Raw genomic sequence first — 15968 nt, 5'->3', positions numbered from 1 at the left:
AGTTGTTCATGTGTTAGATCAAACGGATTTGCTTATATTAGATGAGTTATCTAAAAACAGTCGTATTACCATGAAGCAATTGGGCGAAAAAGTCCATTTAACTGGTCAAGCAACCTCAGCAAGAGTGGCAAAGTTAGAGGATAGTGGAATTATTGAAGGGTATACAATTAACATTAATCAAGTAAAGATGGGGTACGGTATTCACGCAATGATCAGTATTATTACTCAAAGCACTTTTCATGATCCTTACCTGACCTTCATCCAATCACAAGAAGAATATGTAATAAATAACTATAAAATTAGTGGAGACAGTTGTTACCTCCTAGAATGTAAATTTCCGTCCAATAAGGAATTAGACGAATTTTTAACAAGCTTGAACAAACATGTAAACTACAAATTATCTATTATTATTAATAAATAAGAGGTTTATTCCTTTTGATTAGGGGTATAGTTCTAATTGTATGACAACGAATATTTGGATGGGATGTTAAGCTAGTTTCAATAACATTGATTTAAAAACTAACCTGAACAATTATCTTTTTTATCAATCACGCTGCTTAATATCTCATCAATATTAGATTTTTACTAGTTAATTTAAAACTCCTGGATAGATTGTAGAGGATTCTGCTTTTGGGGGTTATTCGGACAGGGCACGAAGGAATTAGTCTAAGGTAGTCTGAATGCGAGAAACTGTTCATAAACAAACCCCCTTCAGTAAAGTTGAAGGGGGTTTAATATTACTATTTTTTCTCAATGATAACGATTAAAACACCTGTGAGAATTAGGAAAGAGCCGATCCAAAAGGTTACACCTATCGTTTCTCCAAGTATAAGCCATCCAAGTAAGGTTCCAACCAAAGGCTGAAAGAAGAAAAAGATCCCCCCGCTTGAAGCGTTAAGCATTTGTAATCCACGATTCCAAAGTAGAAATCCACATGCTGTTGAAACAATCCCCAAATACAAGAGTCCTCCCCAAATAGTCGGGTCTGTCAGTTGGGATAGATTAATTTTATGTAATCGTGGCAGAACAAAAGGAGTGAGCACGATTAGAGCGACCAAAATGGAATAGGTTGTTACCACAATTTGTGAATAATCACTCGGCAATCGCTTTACGAGTACAGACATGAGCGCCCACGTTAAAGCTGCAATAAATAGGGCAATACCTCCAAGTGTACTGGACATATTAACATCACCGATTCCAACAATGAGAATTACTCCAAATGTCGCGAAAAGAACGGAGATTCCCTTTTTTAATGTCATTCGTTCATTAAGAATTAAGCGAGCAAATACAACCATAAATGCTGGTGTTGAAGAAGTTATAATCGCTCCCATTTGTGCTGTGGAGAGCATTGTACCCGTTTCCTGAGCAACGATTGAAATCGCATTGCCAATAATCCCTATGGCTATGATTATTAAGAAGTAACGTTTTTCAATTCGCCATTTTTGTCTAGTGATCAAGCCAATAATGAGAAGCGTAACAATAGCTACTAAATATCGCATCCACACAAGTTCAAGTGGAGGTATAACCGATACGACAACTTTAACAACAACGTACATTCCACCCCAAATACTTGAAGCTAGTATTAAATATAAAGAGCCTAATAAGGTATTTTTCATTTTTTGTACCCTCCGTCTTTTGATTAGGTCGAGAATGCGCCTAACGGAGAGATATAGGAGATGTAGTCCACCTTCACTCCATTAAGAGCAGAAGTGTGAGACTGGTACATCATTTTCAAATAATGGAGTCCAATACACGTTGATTCACCTCTAATCGAATTTATTTATTAGAAAATTATAACAAATAATATGTAATGTGTGTGATTAGTTTATTAAGATAGAGGGAGGTTAGTTAAAGAAGCACCCCACTGTTTTTACTAAAGTAAAAATACTTTGAAATATGAAAGTTGACTTCAGAATCAATTTTGAATAAAATAATTGGTAATTATAAACCAAAAGCAAAGAAGAGAAAAAGTAAAATGATATTGTTTTTCACCAGAGAGCTTCGGTAGCTGAAAAGAAGCAAAAACATTCATTTGAACAATGGTCTCTGAGCTTCGTACTGAACGTAATTTATGTATTAGTAGGATACGACGGGATTTGGCACTCGTTATCAATGTCACAGTATAAGAGTAGCATTTAATAATACTCCGTACTTGTTGAGGCAAATAGTGTGAGCTATTTGCAAATTAAGGTGGTACCACGAGGAATTTCAAACCTCGTCCTTAACTATTACAGTTAAGGACGAGGTTTTTTTGTTTTCAAAAATAATCATATTGGGAGGTTTTTATTAATGAGTATTTTTATTGGTGGAGCTTGGGCTTATGCGAACGGCTCATTACATTTAGGTCATATTTCAAGTTTATTGCCTGGAGATATTCTTGCGAGATATTACCGTTTAAAGGGAGAAAAAGTTTTATATGTTTCGGGAAGCGATTGTAATGGAACTCCTATTACAATCAGGGCAAAACAAGAAGGTGTCACGCCAAAAGAGATTGCAGATCGCTATCACCAGGAATTTGCAGATTGTTTTACAAGATTAGGCTTCACATATGATATGTATACAAGAACAGATACAACACATCACCATAAAATCGTTCAAGAGATATTTTTAGAGCTGCTTGATAGAGGATACATTTTTAAAAAGGAAATTGAACAAACCTATTGTGAATATGATCAGCAATTTTTACCTGATCGTTATGTTGAGGGGGTTTGCCCTAATTGTGATGCAAATGCTCGGGGTGACCAATGTGATGCTTGTTCCAGCGTGTTAGAACCACTTGAACTGCTTGATAGAAAATGTAAAATATGCGGAAATCCGCCTACAACAAGGTTTACAGAGCATTTTTATTTTTCTTTAAGTTCCTTCCAAAATGTCTTGGAACACTATACGCAACAAGCCGAAGACAAGAACTTATGGCGGGAAAATGCTATTTCTCTTACGAAACGCTATTTAAAGGAAGGATTACAAGATAGAGCTGTTTCAAGGGATTTGCCTATTGGGGTTAGTGTTCCAGTAGCTGGATATGAAGATAAGAAAATCTATGTATGGATTGAGGCGGTATCAGGATATTACACAGCAAGTAAACGATGGGCAAAGGAAACAAATAATGATGATACAACGTTTTGGGATTCCTCTACTCAATCTTATTATGTTCACGGGAAAGATAATATCCCTTTTCATTCGATTATATGGGCTGGAATTCTTTCTGGTCTTGGAAAACAATCATTACCAACGCATATCGTTTCAAACGAGTATTTAACTTTGGAAAAGAAAAAATTATCTACAAGTAAAAATTGGGCTGTTTGGGTCCCAGATATTTTAGAAAAATACAAACCAGATTCCATACGGTATTTTCTAACAATTAACGCACCAGAGAACAGAGATGCTGATTTTTCTTGGAGAGAGTTCATATATAGTCATAATAGTGAGTTATTAGGTGCTTATGGCAACTTCGTTAATCGGACTTTAAAATTTATTGAAAAGTCATTTGCTGGTGTTATTCCTGAAAAGGACATAACTTCGCATATCCAGGATAAAGTAAATTGCTTATACAATGAAGTAGGTCGTTTTATAGAAACTGCCGCCTTCAAACAAGGGTTGGAAAGAGTATTTGAACTTGTTAGATTTTCGAACAAATACTTTGATGAACAACAACCTTGGAAACAAATAAAGGATGATTCCGAGTCTTGCAAACAAACTCTGGCGGATTGCGTTTATCTTATTGCAAATTTAGCTCATATCCTTACTCCGTTCCTCCCTTTTTCAAGCGAAAAAGTCAATGAAATGATAAACACAAAAGAAACCGAATGGAAAGCGTTTGTTGTTAAATCTCAGCATTTGTCAAAAGTAGAACCATTGTTTGAACGAATAGACCCAGTAAGAATTGAAGAAGAGCTTGAAAGATTAAACAACCAAACTTTTTAAAAAAAAGATTACTACTGAAGTGGAAGAAACCTCACTCAATTGATTCAGCGAGAGTCGTGGGTAAAATGGGTTAGTAGAGTATTTCTATTCTATTATCCCATTAATAGATTTGTAAAAAAACGTAAGGAAAAAGATCGAATTTTGTTCACGCATTCTTTATAAATCTATAAATATATCTACACACTAGTTCAACATCCATTTTCTAGAATATATTTGAATTCAATATTAGATAGGAGATGGAGAGCATGAGAAAAAAATTATTAATAGGTACAGGAGTAGCTTTTACGTTGTTATTTAGCCCGCTGAGTCAGGCGTTTGCAGAAGAGCCAACAGTAGGCGAAAGAAAACAAGTGGATAATGTAGCGCACCGTGGTGCAACAGCTTATGCGCCTGAAAATACGATTGCTGCTTTTGATCTAGCAGTTGATATGAAAGCCGATTATATTGAAATCGATGTTCAAAGAAGTAAAGATGGTGAATTAGTCTTGATTCATGATACAACAGTGGATCGTACAACAGATGGAACAGGAAAAGTAGGGGAATTAACATTCGAACAGCTTAGAAGTCTGGATGCAGGTAGTTGGAAAGGGGAACAATATGAAGGAGAACCAATCCCAACATTTGAAGAGATTCTTGATCGTTACCGGGGAAAGGTTGGAATCTTAATAGAATTAAAGGCTCCAGAACTTTACCCAGGGATTGAAAAACAAGTGGCGGAAGCATTAAAAGAGCGAAATCTCGATAAACCACAAAATGAAAAAATCATTATTCAATCTTTTAATTTTGAATCAATGAAGACGACGAACGAGCTTCTTCCGCTAGTTCCGATTGGCGTATTAACTTCTAACCGTGCCCATACAACACCGGAAGCTTTACAAGAATTTTCAACCTATGCAGATTGGTTTAACCCAAGCTATGGAATTGTGACAGAAGAATTAGTGAATCAAGTTCACTCTCTTGGTATGAAAATTGGGTCATGGACCGTACGTAGTCAAGAAGCAGCAGACTTTCTATTTGAACTGAAGGTTGACGCCATCATTACGGATTATCCGGATTATGTAGATCCTAGAAACTAATATTCTTGATGTTGGATAAAAATAAAAAAGAGTAGTATTTACGTAGATAACGTTAAATACTACTCTTTTTTATTGAATATAATGTGATTCTGTGGTAAATTTATATAGATAAACATCGTTTAATTAAATTTTAGTGTATTATCCCTATCTTAATTATACGACGAAATCAATGCGTTAGTCAACCTTTTTATAAAAATTTTTAAGGAGTGTTGGTATGAATTTGGAACTTCAGCAGGAGCAAAAACGTGTAGATCGTGTAATGGAGACAATTATAGAGGAAATCAACAGAGTGGAAGCAGAAGCTTCCAGGAGTAGGAACGAAGTGGTTCAGATCCGCAAGCACTTTTGGGATGAAGTCAAGGTGAGTACGGATACCTTTGATGATTACCTTGAGACCATTATCGGCTTGCGGCAAGAGGCTCAAGCTCTGTCCGTAAACATAAGCACCCATAGGCATGCATCCAAGCGTTTATCCACGCTGCGCCGAATGCAGGAGGTTCCCTATTTTGGCCGGATTGATTTTATCGAAGAAGGGAGTTCAATTCAGGAACAAATCTATATTGGTATCTCCTCGCTAAGTGATACTAGTGGAGAACATTTCCTGATCTATGACTGGAGGGCTCCTGTCTCGAGTGTGTACTACGATTACCAGCCCGGTTCGGCTAAGTATGTCACACCTGGAGGCACAATCGAAGGCATTTTAGAGAAAAAATGGCAATATCTTATCCGCGGCGGCGTTCTTCACTCGATGTTTGATACTAGTCTCACCATTGGAGACGAGATTTTACAACAGGTTCTGGGCAAAGGTACCGACAAACAGATGCATAATATAGTAGCAACTATTCAACAGGAACAAAACCGGATCATCCGTCATGACCAGGGGAGGCTGCTCATTGTTCATGGTGCAGCAGGCAGTGGCAAGACATCGGCCGCCATGCAACGGATTGCTTATTTGCTCTACAAATATCGAGATCGTCTGAATGCTGATCAAATCATTCTATTTTCGCCTAATTCCATGTTTAATAGTTATGTATCGAATGTGCTGCCGGAACTTGGCGAAGAGAATATGCAACAGGTCACATTCCAAGAATATTTGGATCATCGTCTGAGTAAAGAATTTTATGTTGAAAATCCATTTGAGCAATTGGAATATGTGTTAACAGCAGCGAATACTCCTGCGTACAAGTCGAGGGTTGTGAGTATCCAATTCAAAGCTTCTACCCGATTTTTTGAGGCTATTTCATCATACAGACAGTCACTAGAAGATTCAGGAATGCTATTTAAGGACATTGCCTTCAGAGGGAAACCGATCGTAACTGCCCAACAAATAGCAGAAAGGTTTTACAGTCATGACACTTCACTTCGCTTCCATAACAGACTGGAAAGCTTGAAGGATTGGCTCATTAAGAAAATAAATGAGGTTCAAAAGGTTGAACGTACGAAGCAGTGGGTTCAGGAGGAGATTGAGTTGCTGAGCAACGACGATTACCATAAGGCACATCGCTACTTAGCGGAAAAACGAGGTTTTAATAGAGAAGAGATTGCCGACTATGAGATGGAACCGGAAGCACTTGCCCGATTGTTGGTTCATCAGAAATTGAAGCCGTTACGAAAACGAGTCCGAGCGTTTCGTTTCGTAGACTTAAAGGGGATGTACAAACAGCTATTTGCTGATCCCCTGAAGATCGAAGGATGGATAAAAGGGGAGACTCCTGCGGGGTGGGATGCTATCTGCCGAGCGACGGTGGAAATGCTAGATGAAAATAAACTATTTTATGAGGATGCTACACCGTTTTTACTTTTGAAAGAGCTAATTCTAGGCTTTCAGTCGAACAGTTCAATTAAACATCTTGTTATCGATGAAGCGCAGGATTATTCGCCGTTTCAATTTGAGTTTTTGAAACGTTTGTTTCCAGCAGCTAGGATGACGGTACTTGGCGACTTTAATCAGGCGATATTTGCCCATGCTAGCGAAATGGTTGATTTCAACACACTGACCAGTCTTTATGGACCAGATGAAACGGAAATAATAAATATAACAAGGAGCTACCGATCCACTAAACCAATCATTGAATTGACAAGAAGACTCGTTCCTAATGGTGAAAGGATTATTCCTTTTGAACGTGATGGGGAGCCACCCGTACTGAAACAGTTGGCCAATCACGCAGAACTGCATAGCTGCATTGCCTCCAAAGTCGCAGATTTACAACGTCTAGGGCTTAATAGTATTGCGATCATATGCAAATCGGCCGAAGAAAGTAAAAGTGCGTATGAATCACTGTCTAGTATCGATCATATTAAACTCTTAAAGAGCAGTTCGCTTGAATATGAGCAAGGAGTAGTTGTAGTGCCATCGTACTTGTCCAAGGGAATCGAATTTGATGCCGTCATTATTTATGATGCATCGGAGCATATATATGGTGACGAGAGCTTGCGCAGAGTTTTCTACACGGCCTGCACCAGAGCGATGCATTATTTGCAGCTTTACAGCATAGGTGAACCGAGCCCGTTTTTACGAAATGTAGGTAATTAAGTGTGTAACTTCACCATTTTATGGGTCTTTATAAGCCGGTGGATAAAAAGCTGCTGATTCTATATCTGGGTTCAAGAGGGTCCGCACTTATCGGTTGGGGGATCGGTAAATTAAGCACCCGAGCTGATAAATAGCCGGAGAAATTCCGTTTAATTATTAATTATTTTTAAAAAAGGTTTATATAGCCGGAGAGATTCCGCCTATTGGCTCGGAAACTTAGAAAATAGGAGATTTTGCTTTGCATAAGCGGAAAACCTCCCCTTATTTAACCCAAAACGAGGCTCCATTCTGCATCTAACCGGAAATTCTTCGCTTATTTTACTTTTGCTAGTTACTCGATAAAGGACAAAACATCTGAGTTTTATCTTAAAAATCCAAGAAGACCTCGTTTTGACAGGTAAGTGCAGTTTTTATCTTAATTAAGAAACTCGCCGAGATGGCGAGTTTTATAATAAATGCTGAAGTAAACCCGTTACATAAGACAGCCCTTTGATCGTGATTGACTTAAACCAACTTACTTTAGCTGGTTTTAAGTTGGGATCTTCTATATACGATTCATCCTTTGCTACTTTTAAGCTCTTTTTAAAGTATTGGTCCATTTCCTTTTCGAGATTTGTGGTAAATTCCATGCTATCAATGACGACCATGGACTCCGTATTTAAAAATGCCGACCTGGAATCTACATTAAATGCTCCAATGGCACTCAATCGATCATCAAAGATAAAGGTTTTGGCATGGATGGAGTCCGGCCCTTGATATTCCATTACATTTATACCCTTTTTTACCATTCCGTTGATATGCTTAATATGCCCTGAATAGGCCACCACATTGGCTGTCGATGCCATGGAGTTTGTTAATATTGTTGTCTTTTCTGGTGGTATCTTTAACGAATCCATATAGGTGCGCATAGGTTTCGTTGGAATCACATAAGGACTTTGGATGATTAAGGACTGTTTTGAATTCTTCATAAGATTCGTTAAGTCATACCAAGCCCAAGGTTCTTTATTAAATCGTTGGATAGGATTATGAATAAAGGTGACTTTTTTAGTAGGGAGGGACATTTTTATCCAATCATAATACGTATTGAATAATTTTTGATCCGTTTTTCTCAAATTCTCTAGTTTCTGTTTTAATTGATGGGTGGTTTCTTTTGCTTTCTTTTGTTGGCGTGAGGATAGTTTATGAATGGGAACCTTTGTAATGGGATGCTCCCAGACTTCATTAAAGTATCCTTCCATTTGATTCAACACACTGTCTTCCTTTGTCGAGGGGTTCGTATTAATGATTAGAACATCTCGGTCATTGGTCGGGGACTTTTCCCCTTCTTGAATAAAATAACGATTCCCGATATTTCTACCGCCAATCAATGCATACTTATTGTCGATAACCAGTATTTTATCATGAAGACGATTATTCCATGTCCAAGGTAGGATAGGATTAAAGGGTTCATAAAATTTAACTTCGATGTTTGGATGATTGATTAAGGCATATTGAAGATCTTTTAGACCAAATCTAAGACCATGGAAAATTCCATCTAAAAGGATCCTTACCTTTACCCCACGATCGGCCGCATCCAAAATCATTCCGAATATTAAATCGGTAATATATCCTTTATGTATCGCATAATAGGCGACATCGATAGACTCCTGTGCATTTTCCATTAAGTTCACACGGGCAACCCCAGAAAACATTTTTTCTTCCAGAAGAATCACACGATCCTGGGAGTTCTCATTTCCATAGAATCTTTCCACCTTATGCTGTTCCTTATAGGTGCTACTAACCTGCGGATGTTTATCTTTAAAAATAACAATGCCGAATATGACAACATACAGTAAATAAAAAATGAGGATAATCATTGCCGCACTCCTAACTTTTTTAATTGAATGTACCTCCTTCCAACACCAGAAAAGCCATAGTAATTGTTAATAGTTTGTACAACATCTTTTGCAATATGAAATAACTTGGAAAATAAGAAAAAAAGCAATGTCAACTTAGACATTGCTTTGGTTCAATCTATAAACCTAATGTTTTATTCGGTACTTTAATTCTGAACGTAATATGATCATTTTTTAAATCAAAACTTTGGACCTTTACTTTAAAGTTACTTTTCACTTCCATTTGTGTTACGCCAATATAGATCAGTTGATTTTTAGGATCAATTTCAACCCATTCAGGTGCTTTTAATTCTTTCTTCACATATTCAAGAATTTTCTTTTCTGGCAATGCCAATAACCCAAGTGACATATCCGATGCATACAACACAAGGTCTCCGTTTTCTTGTACCGAGGGTTCTAATGTGATCGATATGGGTATATCGGTCTGAAAGGCTTCGATGGACCCCAGCAATTGAACGTTTTCATCAAGTTTGACGGTATATTTATCATCTTTATCGTTCATGAAATGGTCGACATATTCATTGACGAGTTCATTCAAATTTTGCTTACTCGAAGTTATCGTAAACTCGGCCCCAGGTTCCTCTTCAATAAATTCTTTTATAGGTATGTCTGTATCTGATAAGGGCCAAAATAAAAAAATGAAGAAAAATAAAACAAAGCAACCATTTAATCCAACTATACCTAAAAATAATTGTTTCCATGATGGTTTTGTTTTTATTTGTAATTTCATCGATTTCACCTTCTATTCTAGATCTTCATCTGGTAACTCCGTTTCTTCATAGTATTCACTTAAATACTCAAGAACGCGCTGTGCCATTAATTTATACCCACTCGTATTGGGGTGGAAATTATCTTCAGATAACAGGTTGGTGGTAGAATTAGAGAATAAGTCTTCTGTAGGAATATAGGATACATTCTCAAACTCTTCTGTAACTGATTGACCGGCTTGATTCCAATCATTTAGAATCATATCTAGCTGCTCAATATCACCAAAGTAACGCTCAAATGGATTATAAAATCCAATTAAATAAATCTGAGTATCTGGATTTATTTCATTTATTTTATGAAAAATAGCCGTTAATCTCTCAATATAGCCCATTTTTTCTTCTTGAAAGGGCTCTAGATGAAGGTTTGTATAATTACTTCTAACCACTTTCATAATATCATTTGCACCGATTGTGATTAAAACGATATCAGCATCCTTTATAGCGGATGAAATTTCTTTGTTTTCCAGCCTCTTTAACAATTGATCCGTCCGATTCCCTCTTTTTCCGAAGTTCTCAATGGAAATATTCATATGATTATCTTCGAATGTGTGGTTTAAAATGCCTACATAACCGCCACTCTCTGTTTCATCTCCGACACCTTGAGTTAGGGAATCACCTATAGAAACAATTTTTTTATCATGAGTAAAAAAAGTAATGGCACCTTCTAGCATTTCTCTGACTTTCTCTTTTACCTTCTTTGCTACGGGTTGATCATCAAGATCAGTTTCTGCTTCTTGTTGTTGTTCTTCCTCCACTGTAGGTTCAACAGAATGACTATCTTGTTCGTTAGAAATAGTTGTTGAAACACTCACAGGTTCTTCCTTCAGGTTACTAAAAGACGGAAGAAGTATATATAGAAGGCAACATCCTAAAATAACAACAGAAGTACTGATCCAAACCTTCTTTTTCTTCAAACCATCACCACCACCAGTTTATATTAATATCGGTGTCTTCTGTATTTTAATGAGTCAACATGTCATTTTACCATTCATTGACTAGTAAATTAAGAGAATGATATATATTTAACACTTCTGTAAGAGTTGTAAACGTGCAATATTTATTTCTCTTCTACAATATTCAGCTAATATCCTTAGTGAAACTGATAGTAAAAAACGGATTTTAACCCAAGGTATCAAGTAGTTCAAAATGTTGATTGGATAACCGTTCATTCTGACAAAAGAGAATTTATAATTACAAAAGAAAATATACAAGAATGGTATAGTAAAGAATTAAGAGATGTCCCAAACGAACTTGAACTAAGAAAACTTATAAACAAATGTTTAGAAGACATAAGCTGCAATAATGTTATTTCTTGTTTCAGCTCTCTTCAAAAGATCCAAAAATAAAGTAATAAGGTTTACTTCAGTAAAATAAGGTATATTATATTTGGTGAATAGATTCTCATTAAGGATAAGTAGGTGAACGAAGTGGGGAAATATCAATTGGATACCAAAGGTAAGGTAGCTGTGACAAAGTATCATGAAAAAAACAAGCCTGCCAAATTTGATAAAAAGCAGCAACTTGAAAAAATACGTGCGGAATATCTAAAAAAGAAGCAAGATCAAACAGATAAATAATATGATTGAAAACATAGGAAGACTAAAATCTCCCTATGTTTTTCTTTTTCAAAGTTCTTTTTTCAAGACTTAGGTAGCTAAAAAAAAGATAAGTCTCGCTCTTTTCAGCAAGTTACTTTCTCAACACCCTACACTCAAAGATAGTCAGGGATACGTGCATTCTACTAAAGGCGAAGGTTTATGTACTAAGGAAATTAACAGTAGACACATACAGCGATATAGCGAGAGTTAAGTAAATAGACGAGATAGAGTTAAATAAATAAAATTTGATAACCCATAAACCATAAAGGCTATTGATGTAATCTTACCAAGGATTCTCCATTCTTTATTAAAAATCTTTTCTGTAAATAAATAAAAAATTACTCCGAGACCTACAAGAATAATGCTGCCAAGTAAATAAAAAATAGTTAATACCATTTCATACACCTACCTATATTTAAAGTAAATAGATATTAAAAATTTTAACATACTATAATGGTAATAAAACCCATGAGGTTCAAACTGTCTACACTTTCTAGGTAAACGTTTAATGAACAGTTCGAAAATACTGAACACGAGTTGAACAAACGAAGCAGGTTTATGGAATAGGAACTATTCTTATTAGTAAAAATCGTTGGTGATTGCATTAGGTATTAATAGAGAAGGATTTCTTCGGGAATGATATATACAAACAAATTGAAAGGTCGATGTTATTGAAGAAAAAGCAAATGTTTTCCCTAATTATGATAGTCATTCCTTGGCTTTCTGTTTTGTTTATGGACAAGAAATCATTCTTAAGGTATTTACCTGTTGCAAGTTTTGTTAATCTATTTATAAGTGTCTTTAGTGTCATCAGCAATAAGAAAAGATGGTGGAAAAATAAAAACCCATTTTCCCCAGGGAATGTAGATTTCTCATACATATTAGGGCCATACTTTGTAGCAACATTATGGATATTTAAATTTACTTTTGGTAATTTCCCGAAATATTTGATTGTTAATGTAATACTAAATATCTTTAATGCTTTTCCTATGGCTACTGTGTGGGAAAAGGTGGGTGCATTTAAATTTAAAAAAATCACTCATATTAGTTGGTATTTTATTTGTATATTTCTCTCAATTATTATCTACGGTTATCAATATGTTATCGAAAAAACGATTGTAAATGAGAGTAGACTAAATTAACGTTATAAAATATTTACACTAGCTACTGTTAAAAGGGTGTTGATCCAGAGGTGGATTAATGCCTATTTTTTTTGAATTTCTTTGTTGTATAAAAGGAGCAGGTTTGTTTAATAAGGAAATGATCATTACAGAACTAAAAATGTATTGCTCACCCTCCTTAACAATAATAATCCACATATTCCTACAAATCCTAATGCTAAACCTGGGATAGTTCGAACTATATGATGGGTGATAATAAGGATACAGGGGGATTTCAATAAATCCTTAATTCAGTAACGGGAGCTTTCCTAAATAGGGGAAGCTTCTTTTTTTTGCTGTTTAGTCGAATAAGGATAGATACAACTGGTTTAGTGAAAAATAATTCTAATCATTATATAGGAGCGATTTAATGACAAGAATTTTTGGTATATTCCTTTTTATCTTCAGTACATTTATATGGTTTTCTCTATCCACAGAAGCTAAGGAACATACTATAGAGGAATTTTATCTAGAACTAGGGTACAAGTCATTAGAAGAGTCAATAAGTGACATTGAAAGCCACTATAGCCAAGAATTAGAACTACCTCTTAGATTACCACCTTTGTCATTTACTCACTATTTTGGTCGCTTTAGTGATTTAGATGGTGAGTTTAATGACAGTTTGGAAGTTGAGTTCATAAATGAAAGGATTCCTGAAAATCATTTTAAGATTGATGTTCGACCAAAAAAATACAGAATAACATTTAAAGATAGTCATAAATATCGGGAGTTAAAACTTAAGGATGGTACTAATGCGAAATATTTGACCATAGCTAGTTCTAACTTATTGATTTTTGAAAAGGGTTATTGGCAATATATTATAGGCGTTGATAAGAGAGTATCAAAAAACGTCCCTCTTAAGTCTTTAGTACAGATTGCAAATACAATTCCTTCAACAAGAAAAAACTAAATAATACTTTAAAGGGGTATTACGGTTTAAAAGTAAATGCCCTTTTTAAATATACAAGTTTGTGAGAGGTTACACTTAAGCTAAAGGGTGCTAGGATATTATGCTTTTACATCCAACAAGGGGAACAGAATTCCATACCATTACTCCTGAGATGTAAAGGGAGGCAGGTGTTTTTGATGTTTTACTGCATTAAAATATTTATGGTGGTGTTTGGATAAAATACACCAAGTAGAATGATTATATTATTATCAGGAGGGTAAGGAATGTCTGAATTAGATCCATTTGAATATGAAACAGGTACCGCCATACGTGACTACGATATTATTGAAGTTAAACCGACTGAAACTGGATACGAAGTAACATTAGATGTGAATTTAGACAGTGGTTATTCACTATCCAAAACAAAACTTGAAATTTCACAGGAAGATTTAGAAGGATATGAAACAAGTGAAGTCGAAGAAGGAATTAAATATGCATTGGGATTTTTTAGTTAGGGAGCCATCCAAAGGGGCCCGGCTATCCCTAGATGTTAGATGTATTCTGAAGATGGCGCTAATATTATGATTAAAAATGGTTGGTTAGAACAGCCTCCAATGGCATCCAATAAGATGAATTAATAAGAAATAATCGTAAATTACACTTTTAAAGTCCTTCTGCATTTACTTAAGTGGTTCAGTTTTTGTGGAGAAACATTAGAAATAACCTATCAAATCATAACCCCAATCCCATAGTGATTGGGGATTTAAATCTTATTAAATCAACGATTATTGAATTATTCTACATGAATTAACATAACAGTTATCCGTCTAAATCTCAGGATGACAATATCTATTGTCAACTTGATTATTAGAGTGCGAATTCTTCTGTTAAAATACTCCTGTTTTGAAAAAACCACTTATTCGGACAACCATAGGCAATTTCCCGTTCTTCCTGTCCGAATGAACCTCGAATTCGGACAAGAATAGGTAATCTTCTAGGTCATTCCGTCCGAATGAACCCCGTATTCGGACAAGAATAGGTGCTAATTAATATGTTCGTTCAATTGCTAGATTTAGTGTTATTTACTATGTGATTTATAATGTTTGTTTAGTATTTCTCCACATTATCGGAACTACGTAGTATTTACTGTAAGGACTTTTTTTAATATCATAATGATTTTCTTATGTATTGTGAAGAGTTGCACTTAAACTAAAGGGGCAAGAGTTAAGAAAGTGATCGCTGTGGCGGTCCTTTTTTTATTCGACTAAAGAATTAGTTTAGTTGAAGAATCGTCTTTAGCCCTTTTTCTACAATCGGTCCAGATAGTGCAATAAACGATTGCGAAAACAATTCCATTTTGAAATAATTGGTATTAAAAGGAAGGGGCTTTTCATCCGTAGCAATATAAAAAGAAGGTGAGTTTATTGAGATTTTTAAAGGTATTTGGAATTGGGTTCCTGTTGTTTGTTGTACTCATCATTGGTTTACTCATGGATACAAATGATCCTTCTACTAGAGATGGAATAGGGTTTTTAATTATTTTTGGTGTTATTTTTTATTTGCCAATCTTATTTATTGTTGCAGTTGCAGCTCAGTTTGATGAAAAAGGTAAGGGCTAAAAAATATTGAAGCCAAACGTTTAGTAATAAATTTATCAGATTCTCTATTCAAGCATCGGTGCAGGTTTATAAAAGAAGGATGTCGAAAGATAGAAATAAAAATGTGGGTGGAGGATAGAGTAATGGGTGGGAATTTAAAGGAACATATAAAAGCATTAGAGGAAAAGCACACAGGACTTGAAGTTCGTAAAAATCGTGAAGAACTAGATAGAATACTTGCAGATGATTTCTTTGAAATTGGTAGTTCTGGTTATATGTATGATAAAAAGAAATGTCTTGAATCAGGAGTTGTACTAACAGAAATGACTTTACATAACCACGAAATATATCCCTTATCATCAGATCTAGTTTTATCAACCTATTTTGTAGTAGATAAAACTAGAAATCGCAATACACTTCGCAGTTCCATATGGAAACTTATAGACGGTAGATGGCAGTTATATTTCCATCAAGGTACAATCTCACCACTGCAATTAAATGAAGTAATTAAAGGTACCGTGTTATGAC

15 protein-coding genes and 1 other annotated feature are annotated in these 15968 nt (G+C 35.4%); of the genes, 10 read left to right on the top strand and 5 right to left on the bottom strand.

Annotation, left to right across the window (positions count from 1 at the left end):
- Positions 1-10: 10 nt before the first annotated feature.
- A complete protein-coding gene (locus ACVBAX_RS14610) occupies positions 11-421 on the top strand; it encodes an Lrp/AsnC family transcriptional regulator (RefSeq protein WP_447117638.1) in 411 nt (136 codons plus the stop codon).
- 319 nt (positions 422-740) lie between these two features.
- On the opposite strand, the gene ACVBAX_RS14605 is transcribed toward ACVBAX_RS14610, so the two are convergent.
- Positions 741-1616: a DMT family transporter gene (locus tag ACVBAX_RS14605; RefSeq protein WP_447117637.1), complete on the bottom strand. Its 876-nt coding sequence runs from the start codon at positions 1614-1616 to the stop codon at positions 741-743.
- 332 nt (positions 1617-1948) lie between these two features.
- Positions 1949-2226, top strand: a binding site (T-box leader).
- A 63-nt stretch (positions 2227-2289) separates the two neighbouring features.
- Here ACVBAX_RS14605 and metG point away from each other — a divergent pair.
- The 3 genes from metG to helD all read left to right on the top strand — a co-directional run bounded on the left by metG (position 2290) and on the right by helD (position 7533).
- A complete protein-coding gene (gene metG / locus ACVBAX_RS14600) occupies positions 2290-3924 on the top strand; it encodes a methionine--tRNA ligase (RefSeq protein WP_447117636.1) in 1635 nt (544 codons plus the stop codon).
- 245 nt (positions 3925-4169) lie between these two features.
- Positions 4170-5000 carry a glycerophosphodiester phosphodiesterase gene (locus tag ACVBAX_RS14595; RefSeq protein WP_447117635.1) on the top strand — a complete coding sequence of 277 codons (831 nt, stop codon included), beginning with the start codon at positions 4170-4172 and terminating at the stop codon, positions 4998-5000.
- 214 nt (positions 5001-5214) lie between these two features.
- Positions 5215-7533 carry an RNA polymerase recycling motor HelD gene (helD, locus tag ACVBAX_RS14590; protein WP_447117634.1) on the top strand — a complete coding sequence of 773 codons (2319 nt, stop codon included), beginning with the start codon at positions 5215-5217 and terminating at the stop codon, positions 7531-7533.
- A 446-nt stretch (positions 7534-7979) separates the two neighbouring features.
- Here the strand turns inward: helD and ACVBAX_RS14585 are convergent, their stop codons facing one another.
- The 3 genes from ACVBAX_RS14585 to ACVBAX_RS14575 all read right to left on the bottom strand — a co-directional run bounded on the left by ACVBAX_RS14585 (position 7980) and on the right by ACVBAX_RS14575 (position 11109).
- Entirely contained in the window at positions 7980-9389 is a 1410-nt protein-coding gene (locus tag ACVBAX_RS14585; protein WP_447117633.1) for a phospholipase D-like domain-containing protein, read from the bottom strand.
- Between the two features lie 157 nt (positions 9390-9546).
- Complete coding sequence (locus tag ACVBAX_RS14580) at positions 9547-10158, bottom strand: YpmS family protein (RefSeq protein ID WP_447117632.1); 612 nt, start codon at positions 10156-10158, stop codon at positions 9547-9549.
- Positions 10159-10170: 12 nt separating this feature from the next.
- The gene (locus ACVBAX_RS14575) at positions 10171-11109 is read right to left on the bottom strand and encodes an SGNH/GDSL hydrolase family protein (protein WP_447117631.1); all 939 of its coding nucleotides are present in this window, start codon (positions 11107-11109) and stop codon (positions 10171-10173) included.
- A gap of 513 nt (positions 11110-11622) precedes the next feature.
- Between ACVBAX_RS14575 and ACVBAX_RS14570 the strand changes: the two genes are divergently transcribed.
- Entirely contained in the window at positions 11623-11772 is a 150-nt protein-coding gene (locus ACVBAX_RS14570; protein ID WP_447117630.1) for a hypothetical protein, read from the top strand.
- Between the two features lie 228 nt (positions 11773-12000).
- Here the strand turns inward: ACVBAX_RS14570 and ACVBAX_RS14565 are convergent, their stop codons facing one another.
- Positions 12001-12189: a hypothetical protein gene (locus ACVBAX_RS14565; RefSeq protein ID WP_447117629.1), complete on the bottom strand. Its 189-nt coding sequence runs from the start codon at positions 12187-12189 to the stop codon at positions 12001-12003.
- Positions 12190-12464: 275 nt separating this feature from the next.
- Here ACVBAX_RS14565 and ACVBAX_RS14560 point away from each other — a divergent pair, with 275 nt between their 5' ends.
- From ACVBAX_RS14560 to ACVBAX_RS14540, 5 genes are all read left to right on the top strand, one after another.
- On the top strand, positions 12465-12935 hold the full coding sequence (locus ACVBAX_RS14560) for a hypothetical protein (RefSeq protein WP_447117628.1): 471 nt from the start codon (positions 12465-12467) through the stop codon (positions 12933-12935).
- Between the two features lie 388 nt (positions 12936-13323).
- The gene (locus ACVBAX_RS14555) at positions 13324-13863 is read left to right on the top strand and encodes a hypothetical protein (protein WP_447117627.1); all 540 of its coding nucleotides are present in this window, start codon (positions 13324-13326) and stop codon (positions 13861-13863) included.
- Positions 13864-14126: 263 nt separating this feature from the next.
- Positions 14127-14357 carry a hypothetical protein gene (locus ACVBAX_RS14550; protein WP_447117626.1) on the top strand — a complete coding sequence of 77 codons (231 nt, stop codon included), beginning with the start codon at positions 14127-14129 and terminating at the stop codon, positions 14355-14357.
- A gap of 909 nt (positions 14358-15266) precedes the next feature.
- Positions 15267-15461, top strand: a complete 195-nt coding sequence (locus ACVBAX_RS14545; RefSeq protein ID WP_447117625.1) for a hypothetical protein — start codon at positions 15267-15269, stop codon at positions 15459-15461.
- 122 nt (positions 15462-15583) lie between these two features.
- Positions 15584-15967 (top strand): nuclear transport factor 2 family protein, encoded by a 384-nt coding sequence (locus tag ACVBAX_RS14540; protein ID WP_447117624.1) that lies wholly within the window; start codon positions 15584-15586, stop codon positions 15965-15967.
- The last annotated feature ends 1 nt before the right edge of the window (position 15968 follow it).

Source organism: Robertmurraya sp. GLU-23, assembly GCF_052983275.1.
This window is presented reverse-complemented; position numbering and strand designations above follow the sequence as displayed.

Coding starts and splice junctions, on each gene's coding strand:
- ACVBAX_RS14550 (WP_447117626.1), top strand. CDS start 14,127: ATGTCTGAATTAGATCCATTTGAATATGAAACAGGTACCGCCATACGT.
- ACVBAX_RS14585 (WP_447117633.1), bottom strand. CDS start 9,389: ATGATTATCCTCATTTTTTATTTACTGTATGTTGTCATATTCGGCATT.
- ACVBAX_RS14580 (WP_447117632.1), bottom strand. CDS start 10,158: ATGAAATTACAAATAAAAACAAAACCATCATGGAAACAATTATTTTTA.
- ACVBAX_RS14540 (WP_447117624.1), top strand. CDS start 15,584: ATGGGTGGGAATTTAAAGGAACATATAAAAGCATTAGAGGAAAAGCAC.
- metG (WP_447117636.1), top strand. CDS start 2,290: ATGAGTATTTTTATTGGTGGAGCTTGGGCTTATGCGAACGGCTCATTA.
- ACVBAX_RS14555 (WP_447117627.1), top strand. CDS start 13,324: ATGACAAGAATTTTTGGTATATTCCTTTTTATCTTCAGTACATTTATA.
- ACVBAX_RS14565 (WP_447117629.1), bottom strand. CDS start 12,189: ATGGTATTAACTATTTTTTATTTACTTGGCAGCATTATTCTTGTAGGT.
- ACVBAX_RS14605 (WP_447117637.1), bottom strand. CDS start 1,616: ATGAAAAATACCTTATTAGGCTCTTTATATTTAATACTAGCTTCAAGT.
- helD (WP_447117634.1), top strand. CDS start 5,215: ATGAATTTGGAACTTCAGCAGGAGCAAAAACGTGTAGATCGTGTAATG.
- ACVBAX_RS14595 (WP_447117635.1), top strand. CDS start 4,170: ATGAGAAAAAAATTATTAATAGGTACAGGAGTAGCTTTTACGTTGTTA.